Source organism: Streptomyces sp. NPDC101132 (genome assembly GCF_044759225.1).
Taxonomy (GTDB): Bacteria; Actinomycetota; Actinomycetes; order Streptomycetales; family Streptomycetaceae; genus Streptomyces.
Genome location: NZ_JBIVYX010000002.1, coordinates 591952 through 606392, shown reverse-complemented (window position 1 = coordinate 606392; position 14441 = coordinate 591952). Strand labels below are relative to the sequence as shown.

Genomic DNA, 14441 nt, shown 5'->3' with positions numbered 1-14441 from the left:
CAGGATCGCGTACCCGCCGAGCTGGCCGAACATGCCGTTCCGGTTCCGTACGGGGGAGCCGTCACGGTACGCGAGCCGTGCCGCGACGGCACGCCGAAGGGGCCGCCCGCACCACGGATGGCAGGCGGCCCCTTCGAGGGTCGTGCTTAGGAGGCCTTGGCCTTCTCGGCCGGGGCGGCGGCGGCAGCCGGCGCCGGGGCGGGCTTGGCCGCCTCGTAGAACTCCTCGCGCGGGGTCTCCATGGCACCCAGGGAGACGACCTCGCGCTTCAGGAACATCGCGAGGGTCCAGTCGGCGAAGACGCGGATCTTGCGGTTCCAGGTCGGGACGGCCATGCCGTGGTAGCCACGGTGCATGTACCAGGCGAGGCGACCGCGGAGCTTGATCTTCATCTTGCCCATGACGATCATCGCGACGCCCTTGTGCAGGCCGAGACCCGCGACCGCGCCCTTGTTGGCGTGGCTGTACTCCTTCTGCGGGAAGCCCCGCATGCCGGAGACCACGTTGTCGCCGAGGACCTTGGCCTGGCGCAGCGCGTGCTGGGCGTTCGGCGGGCACCAGGCGTTCTCGACGCCGGCCTTGCGGGCGGCGAGGTCCGGGACCTGGGCGTTGTCGCCGGCGGCCCAGATGTAGTCGGTGCCCTGGACCTGGAGGGTCGGGGCGGTGTCGACGTGGCCGCGCGGGCCGAGCGGCAGGCCGTAGCGGGCCAGCGCCGGGTTCGGCTTCACACCGGCGGTCCAGACGATCGTGTTGGAGTCGACCTCGAGGCCGTTCTTCAGCACGACGTGGCCGTCGACGCAGGAGTCCATGGAGGTCGAGAGGTAGATCTCGATGCCACGGCCCTCGAGGTGCTCCTTGCCCCACTTGCCGAGCTCGGGCCCGACCTCGGGGAGGATCTTGTCCGCGGCGTCGACCAGGATGAAGCGCATGTCCTCGCGCTTCACGTTGGTGTAGTACTTCGCGGCGTCGCGGGCCATGTCCTCGACCTCGCCGATGGTCTCGGCGCCGGCGAAGCCGCCGCCGACGAAGACGAAGGTCAGCGCCTTGCGGCGGACGTTCTCATCGGTGGTCGAGTCGGCCTTGTCGAGCTGCTCGAGGACGTGGTTGCGCAGGCCGATGGCCTCCTCGACGCCCTTCATGCCGATGCCCTGCTCGGCGAGGCCGGGGATCGGGAAGGTGCGGGAGACGGCGCCGAGCGCGACGACGAGGTAGTCGAAGGGCAGCTCGTAGGCCTCGCCGACGAGCGGCGCGACCATGGCGACCTTGCGGTCCTGGTCGATGCTGGTGACGCGGCCGGTGAGGACCTCGGCCCCACGCACGACGCGCCGCAGCGGGACGACGACGTGGCGCGGCGAGATGCTGCCGGCGGCGGCTTCGGGCAGGAAGGGCTGGTAGGTCATGTACGACCGCGGGTCGACGACCGTGACGGTCGCCTCGGCGTAGCGCATCTTCTTGAGAATGCGCCGAGCCGCGTACAGGCCTACGTACCCACCGCCTACTACGAGGATCCTGGGACGCTCCGTGGTGCTCATGCCATCGAGTATCCAGCACCCGCTAGGGGGATGCTCGTGAGGGCCTTCACAAGGAGAGACAAGGGCTCTGCTACACTGCGCGGCCCACGTGACCGAGGTCATGGCGCGATACGGGAACCAGGGTGTACGGCGAGACGTTGACACCCCCGCTGAACTGGCCCTCCGGCGTCCAGGAGGACTGGACCACCGGATTCGTCGATACATCCGACACGGATCCCGCAGCGGCCGCACATCACACGAAACGGGCCTGTCGGCCGCCGGCACCCCACCAAGGGCCTTTCCGTGCGGCCAACAGGCCCTTTTTCCTTGTGAAGAACTTCACGAAGTTCATGTGGACGGCGGCCCGAAGGGCCCCCGGCCTAGGCGATCGAGAAGGCGATTCCATCCAGAATGTCGTGTTCGCTCACCACGACCTCGGTGGCGCCCACGCGCTCCATGATGGCCAGCAGCACCAGGCTCCCGGCGGCGATGACGTCCACCCGGCCCGGGTGCATGACGCCGATCGCGGCGCGCTCGGCGTGCGTGGAGACGATCATGCGCTCGCAGATCTCCCGAACCTGCTCGTAGGAGACCACCGCGTGGTGGATCGCCGCGGAGTCGTACTCGGCGAGCCCCAGCGCGATGCCGGCGACCGTGGTCACCGAGCCGGCCAGACCGACCAGGGTGCGGGCCTCGGCCAGCGGGACGGTCTCGGCGGCCAGGTCCAGCGCGGCCTCGATGTCCGCCCGCATGGCGGCCACCTGGGCCTCCGTGGGCGGGTCGGTGATCTCGCCGTCGTGGACCAGGTGGCGCTCGGTCATCCGGACGCAGCCGACGTCCACGGAGCGGGCGGCGCGCACGTGCTCCTCGCCGACCACGAACTCCGTCGAGCCGCCGCCGATGTCCACCACCAGGTACGGCTTCGCCAGGTCGGGACGGGCGGCCAGCTCCTTGGTCGCACCGGTGAAGGAGAACTCCGCCTCCTGGTCGCCGGTGATCACCTCGGGCTCGACGCCCAGGATCCCCAGCACGCCGGCCACGAACTCGTCCCGGTTCTCCGCGTCGCGCGAGGCCGAGGTGGCCACGAAGCGGATCCGCTCGGCGCCCAGCTCCTTGATGACGGCCGCGTACTCGCGGCAGGCCGCGAAGGTCCGCTCCAGCGCCTCGGGCGCCAGCCGGCCGGTCTTGTCCACGCCCTGGCCCAGCCGGACGATGACCATCCGGCGGTCCAGCTCGGTCAGCTCGCCGGTCTCCCGGTCGCAGTCCGCGACCAGCAGGCGGATGGAGTTCGTACCGCAGTCGATCGCCGCCACGCGGGTCATGCGGTCGCCTCCTTCTCGTCCTGCTCGCCCTGCTCGCCCTTCTCGGCGCAGGGGGTCACGCAGGGACCCTTGGCCCACCACTCGGGCAGCATCGCGATGGCCTCGTCGCCCAGCGGGTTCACGCCGGGGCCGGCGGCCAGCGAGTGGCCGACCAGCACGTGCAGGCACTTCACGCGGTCGGGCATGCCGCCCGCGCTCGGGAAGCCCTCCAGCACGTCGATCGCGTCGCGGCGCGCGATGTAGTCCTCGTGCGCGGCGCGGTAGGCGGCGGCCAGCTCCGGGTCGGTGCCGAGCCGGGCCTGCATCTCCTTCATCACGCCGTTGGCCTCCAGGGTGCCGATGGCGGAGGCGGCGCGGGGGCAGGTCAGGTAGTACAGCGTCGGGAACGGCGTGCCGTCGGGCAGCCGCGGAGCCGTCTCGACCACGTCGGGCTGGCCGCAGGGGCAGCGGTGGGCGATGGCGCGCAGACCGCGCGGCGGGCGGCCCAGCTGCTCCTTGAACGCGGCGACGTCCGCGTCCGTGGGCTCGGTCCGGTCGGTCTGGGGCGGGGGCGTGTCCATGCCTGGGATGCGTCTCTTCGTTCGTGTGCTGTTGTGGGCTACGTCAGTGGGCGGTGCGTCGGTCGGGCGGTGCGGGCGGGCGGTGCGTCGGGCGGTGCGTCAGTCCTCGTCCGGGCGGTCGGCCTGGTCGACGCCGTCCCAGACGTTGGAGTACCAGGGGCGGTCGGCCGCACCCTCGTCGGCGCTGCGCCGCTCCTCGGCCTCCGGGTCGATCACGGTGTAGCCGATCTCCCCGGGCCGGACGTAGTGCAGGTGCCGGCGGGCCTGCTGCTCGACGTAGGCCGGGTCCTGCCAGCGGGCCTTCTCGTCGCGGAGTTCCTCCAGGCGCTGCCGCGCCCGGTCGGCCTCCCGCTGCTGCTCCGCGATCTCCGAGCGCTGGGATACGTACTGGCGCATCGGATACGCGAGGGCGACGACCAGGGTACAGAGGACGAGCACGAGCAGCGCCGCGCGCCCGGTGAGGCGGCTGCGCCGGACCTGCCGGCGGGACTGGGAGCGGTAGACGTGGGCCGCGGTCCGCTCGCCGAGCGCCTTCAGCCTGGTCGCGGTGGAGAACCGATCCCGGTTCCCGGCCATGTCCCGCCTCCCCTGATAAGCACGTACGTCCCCGCACACGGTACGGGACCGAGTGCGGGGACGTACGGAGGCTCAGGGCGCTGTCAGCCGGTTCGGCCGGGTCAGCCCTTGAAGCGCGGGAACGCGCTGCGGCCCGCGTACACCGCGGCGTCGTCGAGGATCTCCTCGATGCGCAGCAGCTGGTTGTACTTGGCGACGCGGTCCGAGCGGGCCGGGGCGCCGGTCTTGATCTGACCGCAGTTCACGGCGACGGCGAGGTCGGCGATGGTGACGTCCTCGGTCTCGCCGGAGCGGTGCGACATCATGCACTTGAAGCCGTTGCGCTGGGCCATCTCGACGGCGTCGAGGGTCTCGGTCAGCGAACCGATCTGGTTCACCTTCACGAGCAGGGCGTTGGCGGAGCCCTCCTCGATGCCGCGGGCGAGGCGCTCGGGGTTGGTGACGAAGAGGTCGTCGCCGACGATCTGGACGCGGGAGCCCAGCTTGTCGGTGATGACCTTCCAGCCGGCCCAGTCGTCCTCGAACAGCGGGTCCTCGATGGAGACCAGCGGGTAGGCGTCGACGAGGCCCTCGTAGTACTCGGTCATCTCGGCGGCCGAGCGGGACTGGCCCTCGAACTCGTACTTGCCGTCCTTGTAGAACTCGGACGCGGCGACGTCGAGCGCGAGCGCGATGTCCTTGCCCGGGGTGTAGCCGGCCTGCTTGATGGCCTCGACGATGAGGTCGAGCGCGGCGCGGTTCGACTCCAGGTTCGGGGCGAAGCCGCCCTCGTCGCCCAGGCCGGTGGAGAGGCCCTTGGAGTGCAGGACCTTCTTGAGGGTGTGGTAGACCTCGGCACCCCAGCGGAGGGCCTCGGAGAAGGACTCGGCGCCGATCGGCGCGATCATGAACTCCTGGATGTCGACGTTGGAGTCGGCGTGCGACCCACCGTTGAGGATGTTCATCATCGGAACGGGCAGCAGGTGCGCGTTCGGGCCGCCCAGGTAGCGGAACAGCGGCAGGTCCGAGGCCTCGGAGGCGGCGTGGGCCACGGCCAGGGAGACGCCCAGGATGGCGTTGGCGCCGAGGGAGCCCTTGTTGTCGGTGGCGTCCAGGTCGAACATGGCCTGGTCGATCAGGCGCTGCTCGGTGGCGTCGTAGCCGACGAGCTCCGGGCCGATCTGCTCGATGACGGCCAGGACGGCCTTCTCGACACCCTTGCCCATGTAGCGGTTGGGGTCACCGTCACGGAGCTCGATGGCCTCGAAGGCACCGGTGGAGGCGCCGGACGGAACGGCAGCACGGCCGGTGCTGCCGTCGTCGAGGCCCACCTCGACCTCGACCGTGGGGTTGCCTCGGGAGTCCAGGATTTCCCGGGCTACGACGACGTCGATGGACGGCACGAGCATCTCCTTCTGGGATGTGACGCTAGATGTGCGGTGGCGTGTGGGGCCGTGGGACCGGCCTCGCCGCCTAGAGCCTAACCCCGTCGGGGGCGTCGGCCGCCCGACCGCCCGGGTCCTGGGACGAAAAAGGGACCGAATACCCGTCTTCCAGGACATAGACCCCTGATCAAACGAGCACAGGGGCTCCCAAAGGGGCTCCGGAGGGGTGACGGAGCGGCTCGCCGGCCGCACGAGGGAGGGGCTCGCCGGCCGCACGAGGGAGGGGCTCGCCGGCCGTACAGGGGGGGGCGGCGCGCCGACTGCATATAGGGGAACGCCCGCCCGGCGCGTCGGGGGGAGGACGCGCCGGGCGGGCGTGGCCGGTGCCGGTCCGGGATCACTCCCGTACCGGAGCCGTTCAGGAGAGCTTCAGCATCTGGCCCGGGTAGATCAGGTCGGCATCGGTGACGATGTCCTTGTTGAGCTCGAAGAGCTTCTCCCAGCCGCCCTTGACGTTCTGGGCGTCGGCGATGGTGCCGAGGGTGTCGCCGGCCTTCACCTCGTAGGAGCCGTTGCCCTTCTTGAAGCCGGTGGCCGGTGCCGCGGGCTTCGGGGCGGCGGCGGTGCGCTCGGAGCGGGTGGTCGGAGCCTGCTGCGTGCGGGTCTCCGTCGTCTTCTTCTTGGCCTTCTTCTTGACCGGGGCGGACTCGCCCGAGCCGCCGCCGTTGTACTTGGCACCGGACAGGCCGACGCCGCAGCTCGGCCAGGCGCCCTTGCCCTGACCGGCCAGCACCTTCTCGGCGATGGCTATCTGCTGGGACTTGCTGGCCTGGTTGGCCTGCGGGGCGTAGGCGGTGCCGCCGTACGCGGCCCAGGTGGAGGGCGAGAACTGCAGGCCGCCGTAGTAGCCGTTGCCGGTGTTGATGGACCAGTTGCCACCGGACTCGCACTGCGCGACGCGGTCCCACTCGGAGGCGGTGGCGGCGTTGGCGGTGCCCGCCACCATCAGCGGGGCGGCGACGGCCGCGCCGGTCACGCCGACGAGGGTGACGATGCGGGTGGCCTTGGACGCACGGCGGTGCTTGCCCTTGGAAAGCAGCATTGGAGGCTTCTCCTCACCGACGCCTACGAGGTGAGCTGTCGGGTTCGGGCGTAGTGAGTTGCCCGGCCTCGCGTCCTAGCGCGTGGCTTCACCCCAAGCCGTTCCGTGACCGTCTTTCAACGGCCGGGCCCGGCACAAACCTTGGGTCCCCCGCTCCTGCCTTCGGCGCTTGCGCGACGACTGTTTCCCCCGTCCGCCGGCAGGACTCGGCGATGCGGTCGAAGGAGCCCGCGGTGGCGAGCGGTTCAGACCGTAGACAGACCGCTCCCCGATGTTCAAGGCAGGACATCGGGGAGAAACGGCCCGTACTTGCGCACCGGGAACCGGTATTTGCGCAGGTGAGAAGGGGCGGTAGCCGAGCTTCCGGGCGGGACACGCCAGTTGACGGCCTGAGACTCATGTCTCACTGACGCCAGACTTACATGAATCCGGACATTGCCCGCTTTATCGGATGCCCGAAGTGCCCCTAGTTCTGGCTTAGGTCGAGGTTCTGACCAGGCTTGATGAGGTCCGCGTCGTCACCGATGACCTGCTCGTTGGCCTTGTACAGCGCACTCCAGCCGCCCTTGAGGCCCTTCGCGTCCGCGATGCGGGAGAGGCTGTCGCCGGACTTGACGATGTACGTGGACTCGCCGGCGCCCTCGGGGGTGACACCGGTACCCGACCCGGCGTCAGGAGCGAGCGGGTCGGCGGTCAGGGCGTGACGTCCCGTTCCGTCCGTTTCGCCCGACACGTCCCCTGACGTCTCGTCGGCCGCGTCGCCGCGGTGCTTGCCGGTGCCGGGGGTGGCCGACCCGTCGGTGGCCCCGGGGGTCGCACCCGGGGTGGCCCCGTCGGTCGCTCCGGGCGTGCCCGGGGTGCCGGTGGCGCCCGGGGTGGTGGGCGTGCCCGTGCCGGGGGCGGTGGGGGTGCCGGGGGTCGCGGTGCCGGGAGTGGCGCCGGGGGTGCCGGTGGCACCCGGGGTCGCGGTGCCCGAGGGGGTCCCGGTGGCCGGCGGTGCCGGGGTGCGCGTCACGGGGGGCGCGGGGGTCTTCGTACCCGTACCGGCCTCCTCGGTGGCGCCGGAGCCCTCGTCGGGGCGTACCGGCGCGGGGGTGATCGGCTTCGGCTTGCCGAGGCCGTCGTCCACGTCGGCCTTGGGGCCGGCCTTGGTGAGCCCGGCGGGGGCAGCGCAGAGCGGCCAGGCCGAGGGGCCCTTCTCGGCGAGCACCCGCTCGGCGACGGCTATCTGCTGCGAGCGGCTGGCGAGGTCGGCGCGCGGCGCGTACTCCTCGCCGCCGGCGCTCTTCCACAGTTCCTGGGTGAACTGCAGCCCGCCGTAGAAGCCGTTGTTGAGGTCGGCACTCCAGGTGCCGCCGCTCTCGCACTCGGCGACCTTGTCCCACGTGGCGGTGTCGGCGGCGCTGGCGTTGGTGGCGGCGAGCAGCGGCAGCGCCAGTGCGGAGCCGGTGACGCCCGCCGTGACGACGAGCGCAGGGGCCTGACGGGGGCGCCGGTGACGGCCGTTCCCGGAACGCATGAGGTGGACCTTTCGCGTGGCGGCAAAGGAAGTGACGGCGAACCTAGCGGGGTTCGAACGGATGTCACAAGTCGATGATGCGCAGATCACGTTGAGGTCACGAAAGTGAGGAATGCTCAATTCCGTTGTTTGGGGCGGGGGGTGAACTCCACGGGCAGGGTGCGCAGACCGCGCATGATGAGCCCGCCGCGCCACCGGAGTTCGTCCGGGTCGACGGCAAGTCGCAGGTCCGGCAGCCGGGTCAGCAGGGTGGCGAGCGCGGTCTGTCCTTCGAGGCGGGCGAGCGGGGCGCCGAGGCAGTAGTGGATGCCGTGCCCGTAGCCGAGGTGCTGGTTGTCGGTGCGGGAGAGGTCGAGGGTGTCGGGCCGGTCGAAGCGGGCCGGGTCGCGGTCGGCCGCGGCGAGGACGACGAGTACCGGTTCACCTGCGGCGATGCGCTGTCCGCCGAGGGTCAGCGGCTCGGTGGCGAACCGCCAGGTGGCCAGCTCGACGGGCCCGTCGTAACGCAGCAGCTCCTCGATCCCGGTCTCCAGCAGGGCGGTCTCGCCGGCCGCGAGCGAGTCCTGGAGCCGGGCCCGCTGGCCGGGGTTCCGGAAAAGGGAATACAGCCCGTTCCCAATCAAATTGACGGTGGTCTCGAAACCGGCGAAAAGCAGGATGAATGCCATCGCCGCGGCCTCGTTCTCGGTGAGGTGCTCGCCGTGGTCACTTGCCCGGATCAGTCCGGAGATGAGGTCGTCGCCCAGGTCGTCCCGCTTCCGGTGGATCAGTTCCACCAGATATCCGCGCATCTTCTTGACCGACCGGGCCACCCCGCCGCGGGGTCCGCCGCCGTGGCGGATCATCATCCCGGCCCAGTCGCGGAAGTCGTCCTGGTCCTCGCGCGGTACGCCGAGCATCTCGCAGATGGCGTAGATCGGGAGCGGGAAGGCGAACTCGTGGATGAGGTCCGCCTCCCCCTTCTCCGCGAAGCCGTCGATGAGGTGGTCGGTCAGCTCCTGCACCCGCGGGGTGAACTCCGCCACACGGCGCGGCGTGAACGCCTTCGACACCAGCCGGCGCAGCCGGGTGTGGTCCGGCGGGTCGATGTTGAGGAGGTGGGTCATCAGCTCGGCCTTGCGCTCGCCGGGGATGCCGGTCTTCCCCTTGGCGTGCGCCGGCTCCGCGTGGTGCGCCGGGTTCTTGCTGAGCCGCTGGTCCGCGAGGGCCTGCCGGGCGTCGGCGTACCGGGTGACGAGCCAGGCCTCGACCCCGCTGGGCAGCGCGGTGCGGTGCACGGGCGAGTGCTCCCGCAGCCACGCGTACGCCGGGTACGGATCGGTGGCGAACTGCCAGTCGAAGAGGGTGGGCGGGGAATCGGGCGCGGCCTGGTCGTGCATACGGCGACCCTAACGGCCGGGTTTCCCCCTGGTGCCCCGAGCCGCCCCGCCGCGGGAAGGGATGTCACATCCGACGGCGCTGCACGGTCCTCCTTGCGGAAGCGGGAGCAACGAAGGAAGGGATCGTGAAGCATGAGGACAGTCATCGTGTGCGCCTCCGTGTCGCACGGCAACACGCGTCGCGTCGCCGACTGCATGGCGCAGGTGCTCGGTGCGCGGGTCGTGTCGCCGGAGGAGGCCGACCCGGCGGAGCTGGCCGGCGCCGACCTCGTGGGGTTCGGCTCGGGCGTCTACTACGGCAGGCTCCACCCCCGCCTGATCGACCTCGTCAAGGGACTGCCCTCCGGGCGGGGGCGGGCGTTCGTGTTCGCCACCAGCGGGCTCCCCGACGGGTCGGCGGCGCCGTTCACCCGCCCGCTGGTCCGGATCCTCGAAGGCAAGGGCTTCGCGGTGGACGGCAGCTTCCGGTGCCGGGGGTTCGACACCTGGGCGATCTTCAAGCTCGTCGGCGGCATCAACAAGGAGCGCCCGGACGCCCGGGACCTGACCGCCGCGCGGGCGTTCGCCGAACGGCTGCTGGACGGGCGCGGGCCGGAGTCCTGACCCGCCGCCCGGGACCCTCCGCGGCATCACGTGCCGCGGAGGGGGTGGGCGTGGGTGTGGGTCGGGTTGCCCGGGAGGGTGGCCCAGGTGCGGGTGCCGCCGCCCGGTTCGCGCGATTCGCCGAAGCCCCATTGGCCGCCGCTCTCCCGGACCACCGCCGACAGGAGGCGGAGCGCGCCGCGGCGGCGGGCCTCGCAGGCGGCGGCCAGGCGGGGGTGTTCGTGGGGGGCGTGGCCGTCGTAGACCGCGAGGCGGAGCGCGTCGTCGCGCCAGCGGAGCGAGAGGTAGAGGTCCCGGCCCGGGTTCAGGCGCCAGGCCGCGGCCACCATCTCGCCGGTCACCTGTTCCGCCGCGGGGACGAGTCCGTCCAGCCGGTGGGTGAGGAGGGCGAGGCGGACGGTTCCGCGGGCGATGCGGGCGCTGTGCGGTTCCCCGGGGAGGGTGAGCGAGCAGGCCAGCGCATCCGGTGCGGGTGCGGCCGGGTCCTGGGGCGTGGGCGGAGCGACCGGACAGCCGGTGAGACGTGCCGGGGCAGGGTGGAAGGGGGTGAGCATCGCGAACTCCCGCGAGTTGAGTACGTGGCGTGGTGGTCAGCGGCGTACGTGACTGAGGGCGAAGGGCGAGTCGACGCGCACGGATGGCTCATCACGAAGGCGGGCTCATGTGTCCCTGGGGTGGGTTGCGTTGTGGCCTGTCGGTGGGCATGGGCATGCGCTACCGATGCGCTTCAACTCCCGTTGTGTGAGCGGTGCGTTACCGACTGTAGGGCATTTTCGGTGTCCGCACCGCTGGTTTGGTGGTGCCTACTCCATTTATGGACCCGACGGGGAGTCACGTAGCAGACTGCCGGAAGCGAGAGAAGGGGTGCGATGTCATCGACCATCCCGACGTACTGTCGGCAGCGCCTGGGGGCGGAAGTACGCCGAATCAGAACGGCGGCCGGAATGTCAGCCGAACAGGCGGCCGCCCTGCTCGGCATGGACCGCGGGAAGATCCCCCTCATAGAGTCGGGTGCCCGAACGATCAGCGAGGAGCGACTGCGGACGTTGGCCGCCAACTGCGGCTGTGCCGACGAGGTTTACATCAGCCGCCTGGTCGAGATGGCGAGCCGTCGGCCCCGGCGCTGGTGGGACGAGTACCGCGGCAAGCTGCCACCCGGCATGCTCGACATCGCCGAGCTGGAGTGGCACGCGCAGCGGATGCACACGTTCCAGGCGATCCACATGCCCGGCCTGCTCCAGACCGAGGACTACGCACGCGCCCTGTTCGATGCCGCGATCCCGCCGCTGCCCAAGCTGGAGGTCGAGTACCGGGTCGCCTTTCGCCAGCAGCGCCAGCAGGTGCTGCTGGCTGGCGCCGCCCCCGAGTACCTCGCCTACGTTCACGAGGCGACCCTGCGCATGCAGTTCGGCGGCCGGGAGACGACTCGCGCTCAGCTCGACTACGTCAACGAACAGGCCGACCGCCCGAATGTGCGTGTGCGTGTGATCCCTGTCGCCGCCGGGGTGTTCCCAGGGGCGGGAACTGCCATGTTCTACGCCGAAGGCCCGGTGCGCACCCTGGATACCGTCCAGCTCGACTCGACGCTTGGCGCGGTGTTCATGCACGCTGACGCGCAACTTGCCAAATACCGAAGCCATTTCGCATGGATGGAGGAGGCCGCGCTCCCCGAACAGGAGTCCCGCGACTTCATCCACGGGATCGCCCGCGAACTCTGAGGGAGACAGCATGGCTGAGCACATCCAATGGGAAGCCCCCTTCTGCCAGGAGGCGAACGCCTGCTACCGCATCGGCACCGACGCAGCCGGCAACAGCTACATAGCCGTCGCAGGGGCGGAGGACTCCCCCCTGACCGACAGCGTCGAAGCGCTCCGGCAACTCATCCGGGACATCAAGGCCGGCAAGGCGGACCACCTGCTGGACCAGAGCTAGCCCGCCGCACGGCGTACGTGGCCGGTCTCGCAGATGGCGTAGCCGGCCCCGTACGCCCCCGGCACGGCAGGGGCGCCGACCTGCCGCGGAGCCGGGACGGCGCGCGACCCCGGCCACGTGTCGCAGGCGCGGACCGGCACCCCATATAGCACCGTTCGCCGCGGCTGTCCGCAGATCGGACGGACCTTGACCTGAGGAAGTCTCACATTCCTACTTTCGGTTTTGTGGATGTGAGGATCTTGAAAGACAGCTTCGCGGTGGTGGAGAGACGGGCCGAGCACGCGGTCAAGTTCTTCTACTCCCACCTCTTCTGGCACAACCCCGGCATCCGGGAGATGTTCCCGCCCTCGTTCGTGGACATGGAAAGACAGCGGGACCGCCTCTTCGCCGCGCTGACGCACGTCGTCTCCCACCTGGAGGACCCCGCCCTCCTCCCCTACCTCCGCGACCTCGGCCGGGACCACCGCAAGTTCCTGGCCGGCCCCGAGCACTACACCGCCGTCGGCGCCAGCCTGCTGGCCGCGCTCGCCGAGGCGTCGGGCGAGGCCTGGACGCCGGAGGCCGAGAAGGCGTGGGGCGAGGCGTACCAGGTGATCGCCGACGCCATGATCGACGGCGCCGCCTCCAGCGAGGACCCCCCGTGGTGGGACGCCGAGATCGTGCGCCACCTCCAGTACGGGCGGGACATCGCCGTCCTGACCCTGCGGCCGCACCAGCGGCTCCCGTACGCCCCCGGCCAGTACGTCAGCGTGAGCAGCGACCGGGTGCCGACCACCTGGCGCACCTACTCCCTCGGCAACGCGCCCCGCGCCGACCTCACCCTCGACCTGCACGTGAGCCGGATCGACGGCGGCCGGCTCAGCTCCCACCTGGTGAACGCGGCCCAGCCCGGGGAGCTGCTGCGGCTGGGCGCCGCGGGAGGGGGCATGACCCTGCGCCGGGAGGAGGGCCGCCCGGTGAGCTTCATCGCGGCCGGCACCGGCTGGGCCCCGGTCCGGGCCATGCTGGAGGACCTGGTGCACCGGCCGCCGGAACACGACGTACGGCTCTTCGTGGTCGCCCGCGACCAGGCGCACCTGTACGACCGGCCGCTGATCGAGGACCTCCGGCGGCACTGCCCCTGGCTGGCCGTCACCTACATCACCCCGGCCCCCGGCCAGCACCGCAACCAGGCCACCGACCGGCTCGCGACCGCGCTCAGCAACCGCGGCCTCTGGCCCCACCAGGACGTCTACGTCAGCGGCCCGCCCGCCTTCATCGACGAGACCGCCCACCTCCTGGAGGAACTGGGCGCGGACCCGGCGCGGATCTTCTACGACGCGGTGCCCGCCTCCGGCGGAGCCCGCAGCCGGCCGCTCGGCTTCGGCGAGTGGTTCCTGAACACCCCCGACACCCACTGGCACAACCCGGCCGGCCGCGCCCCGCGCGGGACCGGGCACGGCCACTGACGCACACCCGACGCTGAGGGCTACCCGCCGACGCCCTCGGCGACCCGGATCGCGTCCCGGTAGGCCCGGGCCGCCGCACGCAGCGCGGCTTCCGGATCGATCCCCTCGGCCTCGGCGCGCGCCGCCAGGGCCAGCAGTTCGTACCCGACGCCCTCACCCTTGGGCAGCTCCACGTCGACCCCGCCGCCGCGCACCCGCCCGGCGAGCTTGGCCGCCAGCGCGAGGCCCGGCTGGCCCAGCGGTATCCCGTCCGTGACCGACTCCCGCTGCTTCTCGACCGCCTTGGTCCGCATCCAGTGCTCCTTGACCTCCTCGGGCGTCTCGGCGGTCGCGTCCCCGAAGACGTGCGGATGGCGGTGGACCAGCTTCTCGACGATGCCGCCGGCCACGTCGTCGACGGACCAGGGCTCCTCCGGGTCCTCCTCGGCGATCCGCGCGTGGAAGACCACCTGGAGCAGTACGTCGCCCAGCTCCTCCCGCAGCTCGTCCCGGTCGCCGTCCTCGATGGCCTCGACCAGCTCGTACGCCTCCTCGATGCCGTACTTGGCCAGGCTGGCGTGCGTCTGCCGGGAGGACCAGGGGCACTCGCGCCGGATCCGGTCCATCACCTGCACCAGGTCGAGGAGGCGGGCACCGGGCAGGTCGTAGGAGGCCGGCAGCAGCTCCAGGTCGGGCATGGCGAACCGGCCCGAGCCGGCCATCCGGGCCAGCCCGTCCGTGAGCCGCCGGTCGCCCTCGCCGGTGGGCACGACCACGACCGTACGGCCGCCCGCGCAGGCGTCGACCAGCTCCTGGGCGTCCGGCCGGGCCCCCTCGACCGCGATCCCGGCCTCCCGCAGGTACGGCAGCTGCGGGTGGTCCGGGTCGGCGCACAGCACCCGGTCGGCGGTGCGCAGGGTCTCCCAGGCCGACCACGACAGCAGGCCCGGGGCGACCCGGTGGCTGGTGGTGAGCAGGACGATGCGGCCGGTGGCGTCGGTACGGGTGTCAGTCACCCTTCGAAACTACCTCCGCGCGCCGGGTGCACTCGCCCGGGGGCACTCCGAGGGGCGCTCCCCGGGGCGTCCGGGGGGCGTCCGGGGGGCGTCCGGCTCCCGGACGCCCGGCTCCCGGACCCGGCTCCCG

Annotated in this window: 14 protein-coding genes and 1 riboswitch; of the genes, 4 read left to right on the top strand and 10 right to left on the bottom strand. The window is 71.4% G+C overall.

All coding sequences use genetic code 11. The features are described 5' to 3' along the window. Positions 1–146: 146 nt before the first annotated feature. From ACIQUR_RS06920 to ACIQUR_RS06885, 8 genes are all read right to left on the bottom strand, one after another. Positions 147–1532: an NAD(P)/FAD-dependent oxidoreductase gene (locus ACIQUR_RS06920; protein WP_403659452.1), complete on the bottom strand. Its 1386-nt coding sequence runs from the start codon at positions 1530–1532 to the stop codon at positions 147–149. A gap of 359 nt (positions 1533–1891) precedes the next feature. After that, a complete protein-coding gene (locus tag ACIQUR_RS06915; RefSeq protein WP_403659449.1) occupies positions 1892–2833 on the bottom strand; it encodes an exopolyphosphatase in 942 nt (313 codons plus the stop codon). Continuing rightward, positions 2830–3393, bottom strand: a complete 564-nt coding sequence (locus ACIQUR_RS06910; protein WP_403659446.1) for a DUF501 domain-containing protein — start codon at positions 3391–3393, stop codon at positions 2830–2832. Before ACIQUR_RS06910 ends, ACIQUR_RS06915 begins: the two co-directional genes overlap by 4 nt. Positions 3394–3492: 99 nt before the next feature. Further along, positions 3493–3969, bottom strand: coding sequence for a septum formation initiator family protein (locus ACIQUR_RS06905; RefSeq protein WP_403659443.1), 477 nt, complete (start codon positions 3967–3969; stop codon positions 3493–3495). 101 nt (positions 3970–4070) lie between these two features. Next, positions 4071–5357, bottom strand: a complete 1287-nt coding sequence (eno, locus tag ACIQUR_RS06900) for a phosphopyruvate hydratase (RefSeq protein ID WP_399949990.1) — start codon at positions 5355–5357, stop codon at positions 4071–4073. A 394-nt stretch (positions 5358–5751) separates the two neighbouring features. Next, positions 5752–6435, bottom strand: coding sequence for a transglycosylase family protein (locus ACIQUR_RS06895; RefSeq protein WP_403659439.1), 684 nt, complete (start codon positions 6433–6435; stop codon positions 5752–5754). 5 nt (positions 6436–6440) lie between these two features. Then, positions 6441–6613: riboswitch (cyclic di-AMP (ydaO/yuaA leader) on the bottom strand. Between the two features lie 288 nt (positions 6614–6901). Further along, entirely contained in the window at positions 6902–7954 is a 1053-nt protein-coding gene (locus tag ACIQUR_RS06890; protein ID WP_403659436.1) for a transglycosylase family protein, read from the bottom strand. A gap of 116 nt (positions 7955–8070) precedes the next feature. Next, complete coding sequence (locus tag ACIQUR_RS06885; RefSeq protein ID WP_403659433.1) at positions 8071–9333, bottom strand: cytochrome P450; 1263 nt, start codon at positions 9331–9333, stop codon at positions 8071–8073. A 132-nt stretch (positions 9334–9465) separates the two neighbouring features. Here ACIQUR_RS06885 and ACIQUR_RS06880 point away from each other — a divergent pair, with 132 nt between their 5' ends. Next, on the top strand, positions 9466–9936 hold the full coding sequence (locus ACIQUR_RS06880) for a flavodoxin family protein (RefSeq protein WP_403659430.1): 471 nt from the start codon (positions 9466–9468) through the stop codon (positions 9934–9936). Positions 9937–9962: 26 nt separating this feature from the next. On the opposite strand, the gene ACIQUR_RS06875 is transcribed toward ACIQUR_RS06880, so the two are convergent. Continuing rightward, positions 9963–10490 carry an ATP-binding protein gene (locus tag ACIQUR_RS06875; RefSeq protein ID WP_403659427.1) on the bottom strand — a complete coding sequence of 176 codons (528 nt, stop codon included), beginning with the start codon at positions 10488–10490 and terminating at the stop codon, positions 9963–9965. 315 nt (positions 10491–10805) lie between these two features. Between ACIQUR_RS06875 and ACIQUR_RS06870 the strand changes: the two genes are divergently transcribed. The 3 genes from ACIQUR_RS06870 to ACIQUR_RS06860 all read left to right on the top strand — a co-directional run bounded on the left by ACIQUR_RS06870 (position 10806) and on the right by ACIQUR_RS06860 (position 13316). Beyond that, the gene (locus ACIQUR_RS06870; protein WP_403659424.1) at positions 10806–11654 is read left to right on the top strand and encodes a Scr1 family TA system antitoxin-like transcriptional regulator; all 849 of its coding nucleotides are present in this window, start codon (positions 10806–10808) and stop codon (positions 11652–11654) included. A gap of 10 nt (positions 11655–11664) precedes the next feature. Continuing rightward, positions 11665–11868 carry a hypothetical protein gene (locus ACIQUR_RS06865; protein WP_403659421.1) on the top strand — a complete coding sequence of 68 codons (204 nt, stop codon included), beginning with the start codon at positions 11665–11667 and terminating at the stop codon, positions 11866–11868. Positions 11869–12098: 230 nt separating this feature from the next. Then, on the top strand, positions 12099–13316 hold the full coding sequence (locus ACIQUR_RS06860; protein WP_403659418.1) for a globin domain-containing protein: 1218 nt from the start codon (positions 12099–12101) through the stop codon (positions 13314–13316). A 20-nt stretch (positions 13317–13336) separates the two neighbouring features. Here the strand turns inward: ACIQUR_RS06860 and ACIQUR_RS06855 are convergent, their stop codons facing one another. Beyond that, positions 13337–14311: a nucleoside triphosphate pyrophosphohydrolase gene (locus ACIQUR_RS06855; protein WP_403659415.1), complete on the bottom strand. Its 975-nt coding sequence runs from the start codon at positions 14309–14311 to the stop codon at positions 13337–13339. Positions 14312–14441 lie beyond the last annotated feature (130 nt).

Bases quoted from the DNA above. Each gene is read 5' to 3' on its own strand.
- ACIQUR_RS06885 (WP_403659433.1), bottom strand. From the start codon at position 9,333: ATGCACGACCAGGCCGCGCCCGATTCCCCGCCCACCCTCTTCGACTGG.
- ACIQUR_RS06920 (WP_403659452.1), bottom strand. From the start codon at position 1,532: ATGAGCACCACGGAGCGTCCCAGGATCCTCGTAGTAGGCGGTGGGTAC.
- ACIQUR_RS06870 (WP_403659424.1), top strand. From the start codon at position 10,806: ATGTCATCGACCATCCCGACGTACTGTCGGCAGCGCCTGGGGGCGGAA.
- ACIQUR_RS06915 (WP_403659449.1), bottom strand. From the start codon at position 2,833: ATGACCCGCGTGGCGGCGATCGACTGCGGTACGAACTCCATCCGCCTG.
- ACIQUR_RS06890 (WP_403659436.1), bottom strand. From the start codon at position 7,954: ATGCGTTCCGGGAACGGCCGTCACCGGCGCCCCCGTCAGGCCCCTGCG.
- eno (WP_399949990.1), bottom strand. From the start codon at position 5,357: ATGCTCGTGCCGTCCATCGACGTCGTCGTAGCCCGGGAAATCCTGGAC.
- ACIQUR_RS06895 (WP_403659439.1), bottom strand. From the start codon at position 6,435: ATGCTGCTTTCCAAGGGCAAGCACCGCCGTGCGTCCAAGGCCACCCGC.
- ACIQUR_RS06875 (WP_403659427.1), bottom strand. From the start codon at position 10,490: ATGCTCACCCCCTTCCACCCTGCCCCGGCACGTCTCACCGGCTGTCCG.
- ACIQUR_RS06910 (WP_403659446.1), bottom strand. From the start codon at position 3,393: ATGGACACGCCCCCGCCCCAGACCGACCGGACCGAGCCCACGGACGCG.
- ACIQUR_RS06865 (WP_403659421.1), top strand. From the start codon at position 11,665: ATGGCTGAGCACATCCAATGGGAAGCCCCCTTCTGCCAGGAGGCGAAC.
- ACIQUR_RS06905 (WP_403659443.1), bottom strand. From the start codon at position 3,969: ATGGCCGGGAACCGGGATCGGTTCTCCACCGCGACCAGGCTGAAGGCG.
- ACIQUR_RS06880 (WP_403659430.1), top strand. From the start codon at position 9,466: ATGAGGACAGTCATCGTGTGCGCCTCCGTGTCGCACGGCAACACGCGT.